This is a genomic window from Pseudomonas sp. PAMC 25886 (genome assembly GCF_000242655.1).
Taxonomy (GTDB): Bacteria; Pseudomonadota; Gammaproteobacteria; order Pseudomonadales; family Pseudomonadaceae; genus Aquipseudomonas.
Genome location: NZ_AHHC01000008.1, coordinates 65,821 through 85,302 on the forward strand (window position 1 = coordinate 65,821; position 19,482 = coordinate 85,302).

General features: G+C 62.5%; 13 protein-coding genes. 10 read left to right on the forward strand and 3 right to left on the reverse strand.

Going from position 1 to position 19,482, the window contains the following annotated elements; translation table 11 throughout:
• Positions 1–2 precede the first annotated feature (2 nt).
• From MUM_RS0101535 to MUM_RS0101560, 6 genes are all read left to right on the forward strand, one after another.
• Entirely contained in the window at positions 3–3,065 is a 3,063-nt protein-coding gene (locus MUM_RS0101535) for an efflux RND transporter permease subunit (protein ID WP_010166224.1), read from the forward strand.
• A gap of 5 nt (positions 3,066–3,070) precedes the next feature.
• The gene (locus tag MUM_RS0101540) at positions 3,071–6,196 is read left to right on the forward strand and encodes an efflux RND transporter permease subunit (RefSeq protein ID WP_029615732.1); all 3,126 of its coding nucleotides are present in this window, start codon (positions 3,071–3,073) and stop codon (positions 6,194–6,196) included.
• Positions 6,193–7,608 (forward strand): efflux transporter outer membrane subunit, encoded by a 1,416-nt coding sequence (locus tag MUM_RS0101545; RefSeq protein WP_010166226.1) that lies wholly within the window; start codon positions 6,193–6,195, stop codon positions 7,606–7,608. Before MUM_RS0101540 ends, MUM_RS0101545 begins: the two co-directional genes overlap by 4 nt.
• A gap of 67 nt (positions 7,609–7,675) precedes the next feature.
• Complete coding sequence (locus MUM_RS0101550) at positions 7,676–8,581, forward strand: DUF808 domain-containing protein (protein ID WP_010166227.1); 906 nt, start codon at positions 7,676–7,678, stop codon at positions 8,579–8,581.
• A 34-nt stretch (positions 8,582–8,615) separates the two neighbouring features.
• Entirely contained in the window at positions 8,616–9,599 is a 984-nt protein-coding gene (locus MUM_RS0101555; protein WP_010166228.1) for a GlxA family transcriptional regulator, read from the forward strand.
• A 72-nt stretch (positions 9,600–9,671) separates the two neighbouring features.
• Positions 9,672–11,669 (forward strand): FUSC family protein, encoded by a 1,998-nt coding sequence (locus tag MUM_RS0101560; protein WP_010166229.1) that lies wholly within the window; start codon positions 9,672–9,674, stop codon positions 11,667–11,669.
• Positions 11,670–11,699: 30 nt separating this feature from the next.
• On the opposite strand, the gene MUM_RS0101565 is transcribed toward MUM_RS0101560, so the two are convergent.
• Both MUM_RS0101565 and MUM_RS0101570 read right to left on the reverse strand, forming a co-directional pair.
• Positions 11,700–12,488 (reverse strand): MlaA family lipoprotein, encoded by a 789-nt coding sequence (locus tag MUM_RS0101565; RefSeq protein ID WP_003210582.1) that lies wholly within the window; start codon positions 12,486–12,488, stop codon positions 11,700–11,702.
• Positions 12,481–13,779: a serine protein kinase PrkA gene (locus tag MUM_RS0101570; protein WP_010166231.1), complete on the reverse strand. Its 1,299-nt coding sequence runs from the start codon at positions 13,777–13,779 to the stop codon at positions 12,481–12,483. Before MUM_RS0101570 ends, MUM_RS0101565 begins: the two co-directional genes overlap by 8 nt.
• 237 nt (positions 13,780–14,016) lie before the next feature.
• Here MUM_RS0101570 and MUM_RS0101575 point away from each other — a divergent pair, with 237 nt between their 5' ends.
• Positions 14,017–14,385, forward strand: coding sequence for a hypothetical protein (locus tag MUM_RS0101575; protein WP_010166233.1), 369 nt, complete (start codon positions 14,017–14,019; stop codon positions 14,383–14,385).
• Between the two features lie 87 nt (positions 14,386–14,472).
• Here MUM_RS0101575 and MUM_RS0101580 read toward each other — a convergent pair whose 3' ends face one another.
• Positions 14,473–16,026, reverse strand: a complete 1,554-nt coding sequence (locus MUM_RS0101580; protein ID WP_029615733.1) for a glycoside hydrolase family 17 protein — start codon at positions 16,024–16,026, stop codon at positions 14,473–14,475.
• A gap of 330 nt (positions 16,027–16,356) precedes the next feature.
• On the opposite strand from MUM_RS0101580, the gene MUM_RS0101585 reads away from it, so the two are divergent.
• The 3 genes from MUM_RS0101585 (at position 16,357) to MUM_RS0101595 (ending at position 19,391) form a co-directional block, all read left to right on the forward strand.
• Positions 16,357–17,208, forward strand: a complete 852-nt coding sequence (locus MUM_RS0101585; protein WP_010166237.1) for a glycine betaine ABC transporter substrate-binding protein — start codon at positions 16,357–16,359, stop codon at positions 17,206–17,208.
• Positions 17,209–17,424: 216 nt separating this feature from the next.
• Entirely contained in the window at positions 17,425–17,736 is a 312-nt protein-coding gene (locus tag MUM_RS0101590; RefSeq protein ID WP_010166239.1) for a DUF485 domain-containing protein, read from the forward strand.
• On the forward strand, positions 17,733–19,391 hold the full coding sequence (locus tag MUM_RS0101595; protein ID WP_003210576.1) for a cation acetate symporter: 1,659 nt from the start codon (positions 17,733–17,735) through the stop codon (positions 19,389–19,391). The genes MUM_RS0101590 and MUM_RS0101595 overlap by 4 nt, the downstream gene beginning before the upstream one ends.
• Positions 19,392–19,482: the final 91 nt, after the last annotated feature.

The window sequence follows — 19,482 nt, forward strand, 5'->3', positions numbered from 1 at the left end:
GCATGAACATTTCGCGGCCCTTTATCGAACGTCCCGTCGCCACCACCTTGATGATGGTCGCGGTGCTGTTGCTGGGGATGCTGGGGTATCACTTGCTGTCGGTGTCGGCATTGCCCGAAGTCGACTACCCGACCATCCAGGTCTTCACCCAATACCCCGGCGCCAGCCCGGACGTGGTCAGTTCTTCCATCACCGCACCGCTGGAGCGCCAGCTCGGCGAGATGCCGGGCCTTAAATCCATGAATTCCACCAGCTCCGACGGCGCTTCGGTGGTGACCCTGCAATTCGACCTGTCGCTGTCTCTGGACGTCGCCGAACAGGAAGTACAGGCTGCGATCAACGCTGCCGGGACCTTTCTGCCGGCCAACCTGCCGTACCCGCCGGTGTACAGCAAGGTCAACCCGGCGGATGCGCCGGTGCTGACCCTGTCCCTGACCTCCGACGTGTTGCCGCTGACCAAGGTCGAAGACCTGGCGGACACACGCCTGGCGCAGAAAATTTCGCAGATCACCGGCGTCGGCCTCGTGACCATCAGCGGCGGCCAGCGCCCGGCGGTGCGGGTCGAGGCGAACACTTCGGCGCTCAATAGCCTGGGGCTGTCCATCGATGACCTGCGCAGCTCCCTCGGCACGGCCAACGTCAATCAGGCCAAGGGCAATATCGATGGCAAGTTCCAGGCCTATTCCATTGGTGCCAACGACCAGCTGCAATCGGCCGAGGAATACCGCGACCTGGTAATCGCCTATAAAAACGGCGCGCCGATTCGCCTGTCGCAGATCGCCAGTTCCACCCAGGGCCCGGAAAACCCGCGTCAGGCCGCGTGGACCAACAGCACGCCGTCGATTGTGCTGAATATCCAGCGCCAGCCCGGCGCCAACGTGATTGAAGTGGTCGACCGCGTGCAGCAATTGCTGCCCAAGCTGCGGGCGAGTTTGCCGGGTACCTTGAAGGTCGCTGTGCTGACCGACCGCACCCAGACCATCCGCGCCTCGGTCACCGATGTGCAGTACGAACTGGCCATGGCCATCGCGCTGGTAGTGATCGTGATTTTCGCGTTCCTGCGCAACGTGCCGGCCACGATCATTCCTGCCGTCACCATTCCGCTGACGCTGGTGGGCACCCTGGCGGTGGCCTATGCATTGGGCTTCTCCCTGAACAACCTGACGCTGATGGCGCTGACGATTGCCATCGGGTTTGTGGTGGATGACGCCATCGTGATGATCGAAAACATCACGCGCTATATCGAGGCCGGCGACTCACCACTGGAGGCGGCACTCAAGGGGTCGGAGCAAATCGGGTTCACGATTATTTCGCTGTCGATTGCGCTGATCGCAGTGATGATCCCGCTGCTGTTCATGGGCGATGTGGTCGGCCGCTTGTTCCGCGAATTCGCGATGACCGTGGCCGTGACCATCGTGATCTCGGCGTTCATCTCCCTGACCCTGACGCCGATGATGTGCGCGCGGATGCTCAAGAATAAGCACGAAGAACGCCGTGCGGATTTTTTCGACCGCATCAACACCCACTACGTGCGCGGCCTGGACTGGGTGCTGGCCCACCGCACGCTCACGCTGGTCTCGGTGGTGCTCACTGCTGCGTTGACCCTGGTGACGCTGGTGATCATGCCCAAGGGCTTTTTCCCGGACCAGGACACCGGCCTGATCCAGGGCATTTCCCAGGCGGCGCCGACGGTTTCGTTCCAGCAGATGCAGACCGAACAACAGCGCCTCGCCGCCCGGATCCTCAAGGACCCGGCGGTGCAAAGCCTGTCGTCGTTTGTCGGGATCGACCAGACCAACCCGACCATCAACCAGGGCAACCTGCTGATCAACCTCAAGCCCCGGGGCGAGCGTGACAGCGCCACCGAAGTGATCCGCCGGCTCTCCGATGCCAACGCCGACGACGCGGGCATCCGCCTGTACCTGCACTCGGTGCAGGACCTGACCCTGGACGCCACGGTGTCCACCACCAGTTACCGTTTGGGGCTGCAAGCCACCGACCCGGACGAGCTGGAGCAGTGGACCACCAGGCTGCTGGCGGCGATCAAGCAAGACCCGATGTTCACCGACGTGCAAAGCCAGGCGATGCAGTTCGGCAACCAGATCCAGCTGACGTTTGACCGCGCCACCGCCTCGCGCCTGGGCATCACGCCACAGGCCATCGACGATGTGCTGTACGACGCCTTCGGCCAGCGCCAGGTCTCGACGATTTATACCCAGCTCAACCAGTACCACGTGGTGATCGCCACCGACCATCCGCCGCGCAACTTGTCGGACTTGCTGACGGGGTTGTACGTGGATATTCCCGGTGGCGGTGTCGCGCCGCTGTCGAGCATGGCGACCATGCAGGTGGTGCGTGCCCCCGTGACCATCAACCGGCTGGGCCAGTTTCCGTATGCCGACGTGTCCTTCAACCTCGCCCCCGGCCAGACCCTTGGCGCGGCCGTTACGCGGCTAAAGGACATCGAGGCCAAGGTCGGTCTGCCGCTGTCGGTGCAGGCCAACCTTGAAGGCGCGGCGGCGACGTTCGAGCAGTCGCTGTCGAACCAGGTGTTCCTGGTGGCGGCGGCGATTGTGGTGGTGTACCTGATGCTGGGGATTCTGTACGAGAGCTTCGTGCACCCGGTGACGATCCTTTCGACGCTGCTCTCGGCGGCGCTCGGGGCCTTGCTGGCGCTGCTGGTGACCGGTACGCAGTTCGACATTATCGGCCTGATCGGCATTGTGTTGCTGATCGGCATCGTGATGAAAAACGGCATCATGATGGTCGACTTCGCCCTGGAACTCTTGCGTGAGGGTGGCCTGAGCCCTGTGGCGGCGATCCGCCAGGCGGCGGAGTTGCGGTTCCGGCCGATCCTGATGACCAGCATGGCCTCGCTGTTCGGCGCGGTGCCGCTGGCGCTGGGCACGGGGATCGGCTCGGAGCTGCGCCATCCGCTGGGTATCGCGATTATCGGCGGGCTGTTGCTCAGCCAGTTGCTGACGCTGTTTTCCACGCCGGTGATCTTCCTCGCCATGCACGGGCTGGGGCAGCGTTTCAGCCGCCGCCCGGCTGAAGCGGTCTGATGGCGATGAACCTCAGCGCGCCGTTTGTTCGCCGTCCCATTGCAACCACCTTGATGGCAGCCGGCCTCGCGTTGTTTGGCGCACTGGCTTTTATGCTGCTGCCGGTGGCGCCGCTGCCGGAGGTGGATTTCCCGACCATCAGCGTCAGCGCCTCGTTGCCCGGCGCCGACCCGACCACCGTCGCCAGTTCGGTGGCCACGCCGTTGGAACGGCAGTTCGGGCAGATTGCCGGGGTCACGCAAATGACCTCGTCCAGCAGCCTCGGCTCGGCGCGGATCATCCTGCAGTTCGACCTGAACCGCGACATCGACGGTGCTGCCCGGGACGTTCAGGCCGCGATCAACGCCGCCCGCAGCAACCTGCCCAGCGACCTGTCCGGCAACCCGACGTACCGCAAGGTCAACCCGGCCGACTCGCCAATCTTGATCATCAGCCTGACCTCCGACAGCGCCACGCCGGGGCAGATGTATGACGTGGCTTCGACCCTGCTGGAGCAGCGGCTGTTGCAGACCACCGGCGTCGGTGACGTGACCGTGGGTGGCGGCGCGTTGCCGGCAGTGCGGGTGGAATTGAACCCCGACCGGCTCAACCAGTACGGCGTCAGCCTGGAGCAGGTGCGCCAGGTGATCAATGCGTCCAACGTCAACCTGCCCAAGGGCAACGTGGCCATCGGCGACCGCAACTACGGGATTGCCGCCAACGACCAGTTGCTCGATGAAAAGGACTACGGGCCGCTGGTGGTCAAGGCGCGCAACGGCGACCTGATCCATATCGCCGACCTCGGCTACGTGCGTGAAGACGTGCAGGACCTGCGCAACTTCGGCCTGTCCAACGGCAAGCCGGCGGTGTTGCTGGTGGTGTTCAAGCAGCCCGGCGCCAACGTGATCGAAACGGTGGACGCGGTGAAAGCCTCGCTGCCGTTTTTGCAAAGCTCGATTCCGGCGACGATCAAGCTCGACCTGCTGATGGACCGCACCACCACCATTCGCGCCTCGTTGCACGACGTGGAAGTGACGTTGCTGGTGTCGATCCTGTTGGTGACGCTGGTGACGTTCGGCTTCTTCCGCGACTGGCGCAGCACCCTGGTGCCGGCGATCGTGGTGCCGCTGTCGCTGCTGGGCACCTTTGGCGCCATGTACTTCCTCGGCTATAGCCTGAACAACTTGTCCCTCATGGCGCTGACCATTTCCACCGGGTTTGTGGTGGACGATGCGATCGTGGTGGTGGAAAACATCATGCGTCACCTGGAGCGCGGCAAGACCCGGGTGGAAGCCGCGCTGGCCGGCGCCCAGGAGGTGGGTTTCACGGTACTGACCATCAGCGTGTCCCTGGTGGCGGTGTTTATTCCGCTGCTGCTGATGGGCGGGATTGTCGGGCGGCTGTTCCGCGAGTTCTCGGTGTCGCTGTCGGTGGCCATCGTGATCTCGATGCTGATCTCCCTGACCGTTACGCCGATGCTCGCCAGCGTGCTGTTGCGCGCGCCGAAAGAAATTCACGCAGGCAACGAACACCCGGATTCGCGCTTTCACCGCTTCTACGATCGCACCCTGGGTTGGGTGATCGACCATACGGTGCTGATGGGCTTCGTCACGGTGCTGGTGATCGTGCTTGCCGGTGTGTTGTACGTGCTGGTGCCCAAGGGCTTCTTTCCCCAGGAAGACACCGGGCGCTTGCAGGGCAGCATCCAGGCCAACCAGAGCATTTCCTACGGGGCGATGCAGAAGGACTTCACCGAGATCAACCGCAAGGTGATGAAAAACCCGAATATCGACACCGTCGCCGGGTTTGTCGGCGGTGGCGGAGGCGGCGGCGGGGCGGTCAACAGCGCGCAGATGTTTGTGCTGCTCAAGCCCCTGGGCGAGCGCAAGGACAATGCCACCGACATCATCGGGCAGATTCGCCGCAGCCTCGGCGCCATGCCCGGCACCAAGCTGTATTTGCAGTCGGCCCAGGACATCACCGTGGGTGGCCGGCAAAGTGGCGCGCAGTACCAGTACACCCTGACCGCCGATGACCAGGAATCCCTGGATGAATGGGTGCCCAAGGTGGTGGCGGTGCTGCGTAAGTTGCCGCAACTCACCGACCTCAATACCGACCAGCAAGACAACAGCCTGCTGGCCAATGTGCAGATCAACCGCGACACGGCGGCGCGCCTCGGGGTGAGTGTCTCGGCGGTCGACCAGACGCTGTACGACGCCTTTGGCCAGCGCCAGGTGGCCACCCTGTATCGCGCGGCCAACCAGTACCACGTGGTGATGGAAATCGCCCCGGAATACTGGACCGACCCTTCGGCGCTCAAGGGCATTTACGTACCGACAGGCACCCAGGCCACGACCACCAAAGGCACCACGGCGGCGCCCAGCCTGACTACCGAACAGACCCTGGTGCCGCTGTCGGCGCTGGCGGATAACACCGTGGCGCGCACGGCGATCTCCATCAGCCACCAGGGCACGTTCCCGGCGGTGACGGTCTCGTTCAACCTGGCGCCCGGCACGTCCATCGGCCAGGCGACTGCGCTGGTGGACGATGCGGTGAAGCAACTGCGCATGCCCGCCAGTGTGGTGGGCCAGTTTGCCGGTACGGCCCAGGTGTTCCAGTCGTCGGTGGCCAGCGAGCCGTTGCTGATCGTCGCCGCGTTGCTGTCGGTGTACATCGTGCTGGGCATCCTCTACGAAAACCTGATGCACCCGCTGACCATCCTCTCGACCTTGCCCTCGGCCGGTGTCGGTGCGTTGATCGCCTTGCTGCTGACCGGCACCGAGCTGTCGATCATTGCGCTGGTGGGGGTGATTCTGTTGATTGGCATCGTGAAGAAGAACGCGATCATGATGATCGACTTCGCGATCACTGAGCGGCGGGAGTTCGGCCTCACGGCCAAGGAAGCGATTCGCCGGGCGTGCCTGATCCGTTTCCGGCCGATCATGATGACCACCCTGGCGGCGATCCTTGGCGCGCTGCCGCTGGTGCTGGGCACCGGCTACGGTTCGGAACTGCGCCGGCCGTTGGGGATTTCGATTATTGGTGGCCTGCTGTTCAGCCAGGTGCTGACGCTGTACACCACCCCGGTGATCTACCTGTGGCTCGACCGGGCGTCACAGCGCCTGGGTCGGCGTAAGGAAGCAAGGTTATGAACGTGAAATACAGCGTGCTTTGCATCAGCCTGCTGCTCGGCGGCTGCATGGTCGGGCCTGATTACCAGAAGCCCGCCATGGAGCTGCCGCAGACTTTCAAGGAAGGCGCCCAGTGGCAGCGCGCGGCGGCCAACCCCCAAGGGGCGATGGACAGTCAGTGGTGGCTGGCCTATCAGGACCCGGTGTTGAACGACCTGGTGGCGCGCTCGGCCAAGGCCAACCAGTCGATCATCGCGGCGGAGGCGGCCTACCGTCTGGCCCAGGCGCAGGTGGCGTCCAGCCGGGCCGGGTTGTGGCCCACTGTCGGCGTAGGCCTGTCGGGTTCGCGGGGTGTGGGCGGCAGCGGCAGCAGTACATCCAGCACTACCTCGGGCGGTGTCGAGAACAGCGTCAGCGCGACCTTGACCGCCAGCTGGGAGCCGGACCTGTGGGGCTTGGTACGGCGCGGGATAGAGTCCAGCCAGGCCGCGGCCCAGCAATCCGATGCGTTGCTGGCCGGGGTGCGGTTGTCCATCAGCTCCAGCGTGGCGAGCAACTACCTCGCCCTGCGGCAGATGGATATCGACGTACGCCTGCTGCAACAGCAACAGAAGATCAACCAGCAACTGCTGGACATGATCCAGGTGCAGTTCACCCAGGGCGTCGCCACCAACGACCAGTTGCTGGTGGCCCAGGACCAGCTCACCACCTCGATTGCCGACTTGCAGACCTCGCTGCGCGACCGCGAGCAATACGAGCACGCACTGGCGGTGCTGGTGGGCGTGGCACCGAGCGAGTTTGCCGTGGCGGCACGGGATGACTACACCTTCGTGTTGCCGCGCCCGCCGCTGACCTTGCCGTCAACCTTGCTGCAACGGCGTCCCGACGTGGTGGCGGCGGAGCGCTCGGCCGCGGCGGCCAACGCGAAAATCGGCGTGGCTGAGGCCGCGTTCTTCCCGACCCTGGACCTCACCGCCGAGGCCGGTTATCGCGGCAGCGCGCTGGGCGGGTTGTTCTCGCTGCCCAATCGCATCTGGACGTTGGGCCCGGCGCTGGCGCAAACCCTGTTCGACGGCGGCGCCCGTGAGGCAGCGGTCAGGCAGGCCGAGGCCAGCTACGACCAGATCGCCGCGACCTACCGTGGCACGGTGCTCAGCGCCCTACAGAACGTCGAAGACAACCTGTCGGCGATCAACCACCTGCAAACCCAGGCCGATGCCTTCCAGCAGGTGTACCAGCGCAACCGGCAACTGTTCGGCAGCCAGGAGGCGCAACTGCGTGCCGGCACTGTCAGCCAGGAAAATGTGCTGACCCAGCAACTGGTGTTGCTGCAAGCTGAGCAGAACCTGCGTGACACCCAGGGCCAGCTCAGCCAGGGCAGTGTGGCGTTGATCCAGAGCCTGGGCGGCGGCTGGCAAACCCCTGCGCACTGAACGGCTCGCTAACCCGGTGTGCGCCGCGTTATTCTCGGCGCACTTTGAATCACGGGAAGCCCGAGCCATGGCAGGAAGCAGTTTGCTGGTATTGATCGACGACATCGCTGCGGTGCTCGACGATGTGGCCTTGATGACCAAGATGGCCGCGAAGAAAACCGCGGGCGTGCTGGGGGACGATCTGGCGCTGAATGCCCAGCAAGTCTCCGGGGTGCGCGCCGAGCGGGAAATCCCGGTGGTGTGGGCGGTGGCCAAGGGCTCGTTTGTCAACAAGCTGATCCTGGTGCCTGCGGCCTTGCTGATCAGCGCGTTTGCGCCGTGGGCGGTCACGCCGTTGCTGATGCTGGGCGGCGCGTATCTGTGTTTCGAGGGCTTCGAAAAGCTCGCCCATACCTTCTTGCACAAGCGCACCGAAGAACAGGCACACCTGGTGGAAGCCGTGGCGGATCCGGCCACTGACCTGGTGGCGTTCGAGAAGGACAAGATCAAGGGCGCGATCCGTACCGACTTCATTCTTTCGGCCGAAATCATCGCCATCACCCTCGGCACCGTGGCGGATGCGCCGCTGATGCAGCAGGTGATCGTGCTGTCGGGCATCGCCATCGTCATGACCATCGGCGTCTACGGCCTGGTGGCCGGCATCGTCAAGCTCGATGACCTGGGGCTGTGGCTCACCCAAAAGCCCGGACAGGCGGCGCGCAGCATTGGCGGGGCGATCCTGCGGGCGGCGCCGTATATGATGAAAAGCCTGTCGGTGATCGGCACGGCAGCGATGTTCATGGTGGGCGGCGGTATCCTGACCCATGGCGTACCGGTGGTGCACCACTGGATCGAGACCGTGAGCCAAAGCACCGGTGGCCTGGCGTGGCTGGTGCCGACGTTGCTCAATGCGGTGGCGGGGATCATTGCCGGGGCCGTGGTGTTGGCGGTTGTCAGCGTGGTGGGCAAGCTCTGGACGCGTGCGAGGGCATAGGCAATTGATCGAGCGACGGCAATTCAGCGGGGGCATGAAAGGCAAGAACCTGCGCTACCTGAATGAAAACCCCGGCGAGGCCCGCCAGACGGTGCGCGTGGGGTTTGTGTTGCTCGAACATTTCTCGCTGCCGGCGTTTACCCAGGCGCTGGATGCGCTGATCACCGCGAACCTGCTGCGGCCGGCGTCGTTTGCCACGTCAACGTTTGGCTTGCAGGAAGGCGAGGTGACCAGCGACCTGGGGCTGGTGATCCGGCCTGATGCGCGGCTTGAGCATTCAGTGCTTAAAGCGCTGGACCTGCTGGTGATCTGCGGTGGCTACCGTACCGAACTGAAGGCCACGGACGAATTCATCCACCTGCTGAAAAGCGCCTCGGAGCATGGCGTGAGCCTGGCCGGGTTGTGGAACGGTGCGTGGTTCCTGGGGCGTGCGGGTTTGCTTGGCGGCTACCGGTGCGCCGTGCACCCGGAACATCGCCCGGCCCTGGCCGAGTTCTGCAAGGCGACGCAGGTCAGCAGCGAGCCGTATGTGATTGATCGCGACCGGCTGACGGCTTCCAGTCCGTCCGGCGCGTTTCATATGGCGCTGGACTGGATCAAGGGTCTGTACGGCAAAGCCTTGGTCGAAGGCATCGAGGACATCCTGGCGTTTGAGGAGTCGCGTTACCGGCGGGTGAAACCGACGGAAAACATCTGCTTGAGCGCACCGCTGCGTGAGGTGGTGAAGCTGATGGACGCCAACCTCGAGGAGCCGCTGGAGATGGAGCAACTGGCCGTCTATGCCGGCCGTTCCCGGCGCCAGTTGGAGCGCTTGTTCAAGGAGCAACTGGGCACCACGCCTCAGCGTTACTACCTGGAACTGCGCATCACCGAGGCCCGCCGGCTGCTGCAACACACCGAGCTGTCCCAGGTGGACGTGCTGGTGGCCTGCGGGTTTGTCTCGCCAAGCCATTTCAGCAAGTGCTACAGCGCGTACTTCGGGTACAGGCCGTCCAAGGAAAAGCGCCTGGTCAAATAGCCGGGAGATTGGCATTCCCGGCAAATATAGATACGATGCTAATCATTAGCTTGCTATCTATGTGCGGGTTTCATGAAATCCTCCACCTTTCAGCTCCCTGATTTCTGGCAAGCGACGCTGACCCCGTCCCGCAACGATCTGCTGTTTGCCCTGCGCAACATGATCGCCGGCGGGGTCGCGTTGTACCTGGCCTTTTGTTTCGACCTGCAGCAACCACAATGGGCGTTGACCACGGTGTTTATCGTGGGCCAGTCCACCAGTGGCATGGTCCTGGCCAAAGGCGCCTATCGGCTGGTGGGCACGTTTGTCGGGGCCATGGTCTCCATCGCGATGATCGGCGTGTTGGGCCAGGCACCGCTGTTGTTCCTGCTGTGCATGGCGCTGTGGCTGGCGTTTTGCACCACGGGCGCATCCTTGCTGCGTAATCACGCGTCCTATGGTTTTGTGCTGGCGGGTTACACCACGGCGATTATTGCGTTGCCCGCTACGGCCGCACCTTTGGGGGTGTTCGATGAGGCGGTGGCGCGCTGCCAGGAGATCAGCCTGGGGATCCTCTGCGCCTCTATCGCCAGCACGATTTTGTGGCCGCGCCGGGTCGAGCAGGTGCTGGCGGTCCAGGCACGCGCCGCGTGGCAGGCCGTGATACGTGCCGCCGCGTCGGAGCTGTTGGGTAACGATCAGCGTAAAGGCCTGCTCGAAGCGTTGAGCCGCCTCGTAGCCGTGGACAGCCAGCGTGACCATGCCTGGTTTGAAGGGCCCAAGGGCCGGCGCCGCTCCCAGGCCTTGCGGGTGCTCAGCCGTGACCTGCTTGGCCTGCTGCGGGCAGCGCGGGGCGTGGCGCGCCAGCGCATGATGCTTGATGAGACGGCCGCCGTGGTGCCATTGATTGAAGCGGTGGCGGGCGCGTTGCAGCAAGAGCGCCTCGAAGACCTGTCCGAACTGTCGCAGCGGCTTGGCCTGGCGTTGCAGGATCCGCGTCTTGGCCAGGAAGCGCACTTTTGCCTGATGCAACTGGCGCAGGTGCTGCGCTTGATTGACCTGAGTGCATTGACGCTGGTCGCGGTCGAAGAGGGCAGGGTGCCGCCCGGCGCGCCGGGGGCGATGTCCTGGCACCGGGACATCGAGCAAGGCGTGCTCGGCGGGTTGCGCAGTGCACTGGCTTTTCTGGCGGTTGCGGCGTTCTGGATTTTTACGGCATGGCCTTCTGGGCTGGGCGCGGTGTCTATTTGTGGCGTGGTGTTGAGCCTATTTGCGGCGCGGGAAAACCCGTCCGCCTCCAGCCTGAATTTCCTCAAGGGCATTGCGCTGTCGATTCCGGTGGCCGGGGTTGTGCGCTTTGCGTTGCTGCCGGGGTTCGAGGGTTTTCCGCTGTTGTGCCTGGCGCTGGGTGTGCCGCTGTTCGTGGCGTCGCTGTGCATGAGTCGCCCCACACTGGCGGCCACGGCGTCGGCGTTCTGCATCTTTTTCGTCAACAACGTCGGGCCCAGCAATGTGATGACCTACGACTTCGCCGCGTTTCTCAACAAGGCTATCGCGACGCTGGTGGGCGTGGGCATTGCCGTGGTGGTGTTTCGGCTGATTCAGCTGAGTCCCGGCGAGCATCACTATCGGCGGATGTTCAAGGCGTCGTTATTCGACCTGGCGCAACTGACCTCCCGCCCTTTGGAGCAGGCCGAAAGCTGGTTTGGCGGGCGCATGGCGGACCGGCTGATTCGCCTGTCGCGCTACAGCGAAACCTTGCCTGCTGATCGCCGCGCCCACTGGGACAACGGTTTGCTCGGGCTGGATCTGGGGGACGAGTTGCTGGAGCTGCGCGCGTGCCTGGCGGGCAGCCGGGGTGCGTTGGCAAGTGAGCGCGATCGCTATTTGCGGGCGTTGGAGGCGGCGCTGGAAGAGGGCGGCCCGAGCGTGACGAATGAGTCACTGCTGGATGCACCGGGTGCGGCGTTGCTGGAAGTGCTGGAGCCGCCTTCGGGATTGGCGGAGCAGGATCGGGAAATGGCCAGGGCGGCGGTGCTGCAATTGCAGTTTACGTGGCGCAGGTGGTGCAGGCGGGGAGCCGCGTTGTAGGCGCTGGCAAGCCAGCGCCTACACGGGACGTTACTCGGCGATCTGCAACTTGCGCGCCTCGGTGTACACGTAGCGCACCTTTTCGTACTCGAACGGCGAGTTCATCTGACCGTAGCGGAAGCTGGTCTGGTAGCGCTTGTCGACGGCGCGCAGGGCCCAGATTTCCGGGTGGTTTTCGCTGACCTTGGACACGTTCAGGAAGTTGATCTCGGTCTCGGCGCCGTAGTCCACCAGCAGGCCGGTGGTGTCCCGCAGGTTCGACGGACCAAACAGCGGCAGCACCAGGTAGGCGCCGCCCGGTACACCGTAGAAGCCCAGGGTCTGGCCGAAGTCTTCGCTCTGGCGCGGCAGGCCCATGGCGGTGGCCGGGTCCCACAGGCCGGCGATGCCGATGGTGGTGTTGAGCAGCAGGCGCCCGGTGGTTTCCAGGGAACGATGGCCCTTGAGCTGCAGCAGGCTGTTCAACAGGTTGGGCACATCCCCCAGGTTGTTGAAGAAGTTGCTGACGCCGGTACGCAGGAAGCTTGGGGTGACGTAGCGGTAACCGTCCACCACCGGCAGGAACACCCACTGGTCGAAGCGGTAGTTGAAGTGGTAGACCCGGCGGTTCCACGACTCCAGCGGGTCGTAGACATTCAGGGCGTTGACCGACGAACGCTCGAACTCACGCTGGTCCAGGCCAGGGTTGAACTTGAGATGGCTCAGGGGCTCCTTGAAGCCGTCGGAGTCCACTACGGTCGGCGTGTGGGCCTTGCTGTTGTCGGCATTGGCCACGCCCGCGCACATCAGGGCGGCGAGCAGCAGAAGATATTTAGCCACGGAAGAACTCCAGCATGGCGTCGGCGTTGACGCGGTAGTTGAGGTTGCCGCAATGGCCGCCCAGGGGGTAGACGGTCAAGCGATCGCCGAAGGTTTTACGCAGGAAGCCAAGGTCGCCAGGGCCCAGGATCACGTCGTCGGCGTTGTGCATGACGGCGATTTTCGGGCTGTCGTGCAGGTAGTCCTTGAGCGCATACAGGCTGACCTGGTCAACCAGTTGCAACAGGCTGCCGCCGTCGGAACGGGCGCGCCACATCGGGATCACCTGTTCGGTGAGGTAGCAGTCGAAGTCACACTGCAGCGCACGCTTGAGGAATGGCGTGAGGCTGGTGCCTTCGCTGATCGGGTACTTGGGCGGGATAATCAGGCCGCGGCGGTTGATCAGGTCCGAGGTGAAGGCAATGTCGGCCGCCGAGAAGCGGAACGAGGTGCCGATCAGCATCGCCATCTGTTCGTTGGTCAGGTGTTCCTTGGAGTTCTGGAAGTCGTAGAGCAGGGCGTCGTTCAGGTCGATGTAGCCCTTTTGCTGGAAGTAGCGGGTCAGTTTGTTCAACACCAGTTCATAGAAGGTGGTGCTGTTGTTGATGCCCTTGACCTCGGTTTGCACCAGCTTGTCGAGGTTGGTGATCGAGGTGTAGAGGTTGACCGGCGGGTTCAGCAGCAGGACTTTCTTGAAGTTGAAGCTGCGACGGGTTTCATCCAGCTTGCTGACGAAGGCTGCGTCGAGGGCGCCCAGGCTGTAGCCGGTGAGGTAGAAGTCGGTCACCGGCAGCGTCGGGTTTTGCGCGCGTACGGCCTGCATCACGCGGTACATGTCTTCGGCGTCTTCCTGGCTGATGCCGGGGGTGGCGAAGCGCGAGGCGGCGGCGATGAAGTCGAAGCTGGTCGGGGACGACAGTTGGACGACGTGGTAACCGGCCTTGTAGTACAGCTTTTTCAGGTATTCGTTGATGGTGCTGTCAAAGCGTGCACCGGTGCCGGCGATCAGGAAGATCAGCGGTGCGGCGCGGTCTTGCTTGGCGATGCGGTAGGTGAGTTTCTTCACCGCCCAGAAGTTGTCGGGCAGGCTGAACTCACGCTCGGGGCGCATCGTCAGGGTGTAGTCGGACTGATTGATTTCATCGTCGGACGGCAACTCCGGCCGCAGGTTGGGCGGGGTGGTCGCGATGGTCGCTTCAAACGGGTTGGTCAAAGGGTAGCCATAGCTGGCCTGGTCAATATCGACCGCCAGTGCTGACGCACTCAGAAAAAGGCTGCCCAACAGGGCCGCACAGCGCAAGGAACGGAGCATGACTAAATCCCTAAGAGGAAAACGTGCTGGGTTGGAGTTCGCAGGCTATGACCACCGCGTTGCTTCCGAAGTGCCAGCCTTCGGCACGAAAAGTCGGAAAAAAACGTGGGAATCGGGGTAATAGTAGCCAGACGATACACTTTGGCACGCATTGACGAACACTTATCTGTTTACAAGCCTTGCCAACGGCTGCCGGGGGATTAAGCTGGGCGCCGTTTTCGCCTATCGGAGTGCCCCATGTCCCGCCGTTTTCCGCTGATCCTGCTGCTTATTGCCCTGCCACTTTGGCTGGCCGCCAGTTATGGCGCGCGTTACGGATTCATGGAGGATGGCCGTTGGGTGGGTATTTGTGCTGACGAAGCCAGCCGCTGGGAATGCCAGGTGCGTTCCAACCTGGGGTTGATGATTCACTTCAAGGTGATGGGCTGGGCGGCGTTGGTCACTGCGGTGCTGGGTTTTTTTGTGCCGGGCCGGGCAGGGTGGGGGTTGGCAGTGTTGGCGCTGGTGTTCGGGTTTCCGGCGTTGGCGTTGTACAACACGACGTTTGCGGTGTTTGCGGTGGTGATTGCGGGGTTGCGGTTGGTCAGGGCGCCTCGGGCAGCCTGAGAGGGCCTCATCGCAGGCAAGCCAGCTCCCACATTTGACCGTTTCACAGATCCAAATGTGGGAGCGGGCTTGCTCGCGAAAGCGATCTTAAGCCTTGCGCACCCGCAAGCAACGCCACAAGGCTGCAACCATGAGCAGGCTCACCACCGCCCAACCCCACGCCTGCTGGTTCATCAATCCTTCACGGTACAGCTGCGGCGCAATGCCGGCACCGATGATGAACGCCAGCAACGCGATCTCCCGACGCAGCCCGCTTACCGGGCGCACCAGGTACACCAGCGCCGGCAGCACCAGCGCGGCGCTCGGGAAGCTGCGATACCGCGGGTCAAACACCAGGGCCAGCATCATGACAGCCCCGGCAAACCCGGCGATTGCCACCAGCCAGCTGGCGCGCTGCTCGATCCAGTTGAACGCGCGCTCGCGCCAGCCTTCACGTGCACTCAAGGCCAGGGCCGCGTGGGCCAGAACGGCGAGGTTCAAGGCCACCAGCAATCCCGCCCACACCCACTCATCCGTGAAGCGCGCCGTTACCCGGTTCAATTCGGCCCAAGTGCCAATCGAGCAGGCCGCCACTGCACCGAGCAATGGCAACAATAAGGCAGCGCGGGTGGTGCGCACGCGACCGCCCAGCAGCAGCGTGCCCAGCAGGATAATCCCGCCAACCCCCAGCCACAGCGGCCAGTACGGCACGTTGGTCACCGGACCGGCCAGCACGCCCTTGTCCTGGCGGTCGGCATCAAACAAACCCCAGTAACCGCCTACGGCACCTTCGCTGGCGCGTTTCCACGGCTGGTCAAAGGCTTCGATCAGGTTGTAATGCCAGCCGTTGGCTTCAGCCATGGCCACGAACCCGCGCATGAATTTCGCTTCGTTGACCCGGCTCGGCACCGCGGTTTCCCGCTGCCGGCCTTCGCTCGGCCAGCCGGTCTCGCCGATCATCACGTCCTTGGGCGCGAACTTGTTGCCGAAGGTCTGGCGCACATCGCCCACATGCTTGAGCGCCTGGTCGATGCCCGACGGGTCATCTTCCCAGTAAGGCAACAGGTGGATGGTCAGGAAATCCACCGCCGGGGCGATTTCCGGGTGTTGCAGCCAGAACTCCCACACATCGGCATAGGTGACCGGCTGCTTGATATGGCTTTTGACGTGATGGATCAGCGTCACCAACTGCTTGGCGGTGACTTCCTTGCGCAGCAGGGTTTCGTTACCCACGATCACTGACGTGATGACGTCGGGGTTGGCGTTGGCCGAGGCGATCAGTGCCTCGACTTCCTTGGCGGTGGCCACCGGATCACTGCTGACCCACGCGCCGCTCATCAGCTTCAGGCCGTGTTTGCGCGCCAGTTCCGGCAAGGCTTCAAGGCCGGTCTGGGAGTAGGTGCGGATGCACTCAAAGCGGGTGGCCAGCAACGCCAGGTCGGCGTCCATGCGCTCGGGGCGCAGTGTGAACGGCTGGTCGAATGGGGATTGGTCTTTGTCGAAGGGCGTGTAGGACGCACATTGCAGCTTGTGGCTGGCACTCGCCACGTCCGGGAGCACCACCGGTTGGCCAAGGCCATACCAATAGCCGCCGAGGGCCAGCACACCGAGGATCAGGGCAAATAAATAGGGCAGGAGCGGGAAGCGTGCAGTCGCGGGCATGATCAGGCCGTCTGGGGGCAAAGGCGCGCATCTTACCCGGATTTGTGCCGTCCCAGTGGGGCAGCATAATTTTGACATGCAAAGTTCGGGCGGGATCGTCGGTGAATGTCCTACAAATCGTCCTGCTGGCGATGTGATGTCGTTTCTTGCTTACCTGAGGTCGCAGTCAGAGCAGGTCGGTTGCGGCAGCAGGTTGATGATCGAAGTGTCAGCCCTCCACTGATGAGGCACCCACGTGTTCGATGCGCGTGAAGGGGGCGCGGTGCACCACATAACAACAGGTTGACGTCGCTCGGCATCCGCCGGGCGCAGCACTTTCGGGGAAGCACTATGAAGATGCGACGACTCTTGGGCGCAGCTGCCACTCTGGTAGTTGCGATGAGCTCCACACTGGCCAGCGCCGACAGCAAAACCCTGAGCATCGGCTATGTGGATGGCTGGTCGGACAGTGTCGCCACCACCCACGTGGCGGCAGAAGTGATCAAGCAGAAGCTCGGTTATGACGTGAAACTGCAAGCGGTCGCCACCGGGATCATGTGGCAAGGCGTGGCCACCGGCAAACTCGACGCCATGCTCTCCGCCTGGCTTCCCGTGACCCACGGTGAATACTGGGCCAAGAACAAGGACAAGGTGGTCGACTACGGCCCCAACTTCAAGGACGCCAAGATTGGCCTGATCGTGCCTGAGTACGTGAAAGCCAAATCCATCGAAGACCTCAAGACCGACACCACCTTCAAGAACAAAATCGTCGGCATCGACGCCGGTTCAGGCGTAATGCTCAAGACCGACGAAGCGATCAAGGCCTATGGCCTGGACTACAAGCTGCAAGCCAGTTCGGGCGCGGCGATGATCGCCGAGCTGACCCGTGCCGAAGACAAACAGGAATCCATTGCGGTCACCGGTTGGGTGCCACACTGGATGTTCGCCAAGTGGAAACTGCGTTTCCTGGACGACCCAAAAGGAATTTATGGTGCTGCTGAAACCGTCAACAGCATCGGCAGCAAAGGCCTGGAAAAGAAAGCCCCGGAAGTCGTGGCGTTCCTGAAGAAATTCCAGTGGGGCTCCAAGGATGAAATCGGCGAAGTCATGTTGGCCATTCAAGAGGGCGCCAAGCCTGAAGCCGCGGCCAAGGATTGGGTGGCCAAGCACCCTGAGCGTGTCGCCGAATGGACCGCTAAGTAAGTCTCGAAGCCTCTAGATCGTACCTTGCAAGCCCGCCTGGCGTTTTCGTCAGGCGGGCTTTGTCGTTTCTGGGCCAAAGGCTGTCACTTTAATCAGTGCAAAGCTGGCGTGATCGCCCATCTCCTTCTACTACTAAGGTCGTCTGGAACCTGTTCCTCAGCCGCATACAGTGGATATGTTCCAATAATAAAAAGCTGTGCTGCGAGGATAAAAACAATGAACGACAGCATTTACCTCTCGATTCAAAACAGCCCGCGCTTCAAGGAGCTGGTAAGAAAAAGGGAAAGATTCGCCTGGATTCTCTCGGCAATCATGCTTGGGCTGTACTCCGCTTTCATTCTTCTGATTGCCTATGGGCCGCAAATACTGGGGGCCAAGATCAGCCCCGGTTCGTCCATCACGTGGGGGATCCCGATCGGGGTCGGGCTGATTGTGTCGGCCTTCATCCTCACCGGCATCTATGTACGACGCGCCAACGGCGAATTCGACGACCTGAACAATGCGATTCTCAAGGAGGCTGCGCAATGATCCGTCGTCTATTGGCTGTACTCGGCGCCTCGGCCTTTGCACCTGCCGTTTGGGCGGCTGATGCGTTGACCGGCGAAGTGCATAAACAACCGCTGAATATCGCAGCGATCCTGATGTTCGTGGCCTTCGTCGGCGCGACCTTGTGCATCACCTACTGGGCGTCCAAGCGCAACAAGTCGGCGGCCGACTACTATGCGGCCGGCGGCAAGATCACCGGGTTCCAGAACGGTTTGGCGATTGCCGGTGACTATATGTCGGCAGCGTCCTTCCTGGGGATTTCCGCGCTGGTGTTCACCTCCGGCTACGACGGCCTGATCTACTCGATCGGCTTCCTGGTGGGCTGGCCGATCATTCTGTTCCTGATCGCCGAGCGCCTGCGTAACCTGGGTAAATACACGTTTGCCGACGTGGCGTCCTACCGCCTCGGGCAAACCCAGATCCGCAGCCTGTCGGCCTGTGGCTCCCTGGTGGTGGTGGCGTTCTACCTGATCGCGCAGATGGTTGGCGCGGGCAAGCTGATCCAGCTGCTGTTCGGCCTTGATTACCATGTAGCGGTGATCCTGGTGGGCATCCTGATGTGCCTCTATGTGTTGTTCGGCGGGATGCTGGCGACCACCTGGGTGCAGATCATCAAGGCTGTGCTGCTGCTGTCCGGTGCCTCGTTCATGGCGCTGATGGTGATGAAACACGTCAACTTCGACTTCAACATGCTGTTTGCCGAGGCGATCAAGGTTCACCCTAAAGGTGAAGCGATCATGAGCCCGGGCGGCCTGGTGAAAGACCCGATTTCGGCGTTCTCCCTTGGCCTGGCACTGATGTTCGGTACCGCCGGCCTGCCGCACATCCTGATGCGCTTCTTCACCGTTAGTGACGCGAAGGAAGCTCGCAAGAGCGTGCTGTATGCCACTGGCTTCATCGGCTACTTCTATATCCTGACCTTCATCATCGGCTTCGGCGCGATCCTGCTGGTCAGCACCAACCCGGCGTTCAAGGATGCTGCAGGTGCCTTGCTCGGCGGTAACAACATGGCGGCGGTGCACCTGGCCAACGCGGTGGGCGGCAGTATCTTCCTGGGCTTCATCTCGGCCGTGGCATTTGCCACCATCCTGGCAGTGGTTGCCGGTTTGACCCTGGCGGGTGCTTCGGCGGTGTCCCATGACCTGTACGCCAGCGTGATCAAGAAAGGCAAAGCCAACGAGAAGGATGAGATTCGTGTATCGAAGATCACCACCATCGCCCTGGCAGTGCTGGCCATTGGTCTGGGTATCCTGTTTGAAAGCCAGAACATCGCGTTCATGGTGGGCCTGGCGTTCTCCATTGCCGCCAGCTGTAACTTCCCGGTGCTGCTGCTTTCCATGTACTGGAAAAACCTCACCACCCGCGGTGCAATGATTGGTGGCTGGCTGGGCTTGATCAGTGCCGTTGGCCTGATGATCCTCGGCCCAACCATCTGGGTCTCGATCCTGCACCATGAGAAGGCGATCTTCCCTTACGAGTACCCGGCGCTGTTCTCGATGATCATTGCGTTCATCGGTATCTGGTTCTTCTCCATCACCGACAAGTCGGCGGCGGCAGAGAAGGAACGTGCGCTGTACTTCCCGCAGTTTGTCCGTTCGCAGACGGGCCTGGGGGCGAGTGGGGCGGTTAGCCATTAAGCTGTAAGCGTTACAAAAAAAAGCCCCGGTCGTGAGATCGGGGCTTTTTTTGCCTTTATTGGTAACGGATACGACAAAACTGTTTCTCAAA

Excerpts from the sequence above, each read along its gene's own strand:
- MUM_RS0101590 (WP_010166239.1), top strand. The coding sequence starts at position 17,425 with ATGAACGACAGCATTTACCTCTCGATTCAAAACAGCCCGCGCTTCAAG.
- MUM_RS0101595 (WP_003210576.1), top strand. The coding sequence starts at position 17,733 with ATGATCCGTCGTCTATTGGCTGTACTCGGCGCCTCGGCCTTTGCACCT.
- MUM_RS0101585 (WP_010166237.1), top strand. The coding sequence starts at position 16,357 with ATGAAGATGCGACGACTCTTGGGCGCAGCTGCCACTCTGGTAGTTGCG.
- MUM_RS0101555 (WP_010166228.1), top strand. The coding sequence starts at position 8,616 with ATGAAAGGCAAGAACCTGCGCTACCTGAATGAAAACCCCGGCGAGGCC.
- MUM_RS0101560 (WP_010166229.1), top strand. The coding sequence starts at position 9,672 with ATGAAATCCTCCACCTTTCAGCTCCCTGATTTCTGGCAAGCGACGCTG.
- MUM_RS0101545 (WP_010166226.1), top strand. The coding sequence starts at position 6,193 with ATGAACGTGAAATACAGCGTGCTTTGCATCAGCCTGCTGCTCGGCGGC.
- MUM_RS0101540 (WP_029615732.1), top strand. The coding sequence starts at position 3,071 with ATGAACCTCAGCGCGCCGTTTGTTCGCCGTCCCATTGCAACCACCTTG.
- MUM_RS0101550 (WP_010166227.1), top strand. The coding sequence starts at position 7,676 with ATGGCAGGAAGCAGTTTGCTGGTATTGATCGACGACATCGCTGCGGTG.
- MUM_RS0101570 (WP_010166231.1), bottom strand. The coding sequence starts at position 13,779 with ATGCTCCGTTCCTTGCGCTGTGCGGCCCTGTTGGGCAGCCTTTTTCTG.
- MUM_RS0101535 (WP_010166224.1), top strand. The coding sequence starts at position 3 with ATGAACATTTCGCGGCCCTTTATCGAACGTCCCGTCGCCACCACCTTG.
- MUM_RS0101580 (WP_029615733.1), bottom strand. The coding sequence starts at position 16,026 with ATGCCCGCGACTGCACGCTTCCCGCTCCTGCCCTATTTATTTGCCCTG.
- MUM_RS0101575 (WP_010166233.1), top strand. The coding sequence starts at position 14,017 with ATGTCCCGCCGTTTTCCGCTGATCCTGCTGCTTATTGCCCTGCCACTT.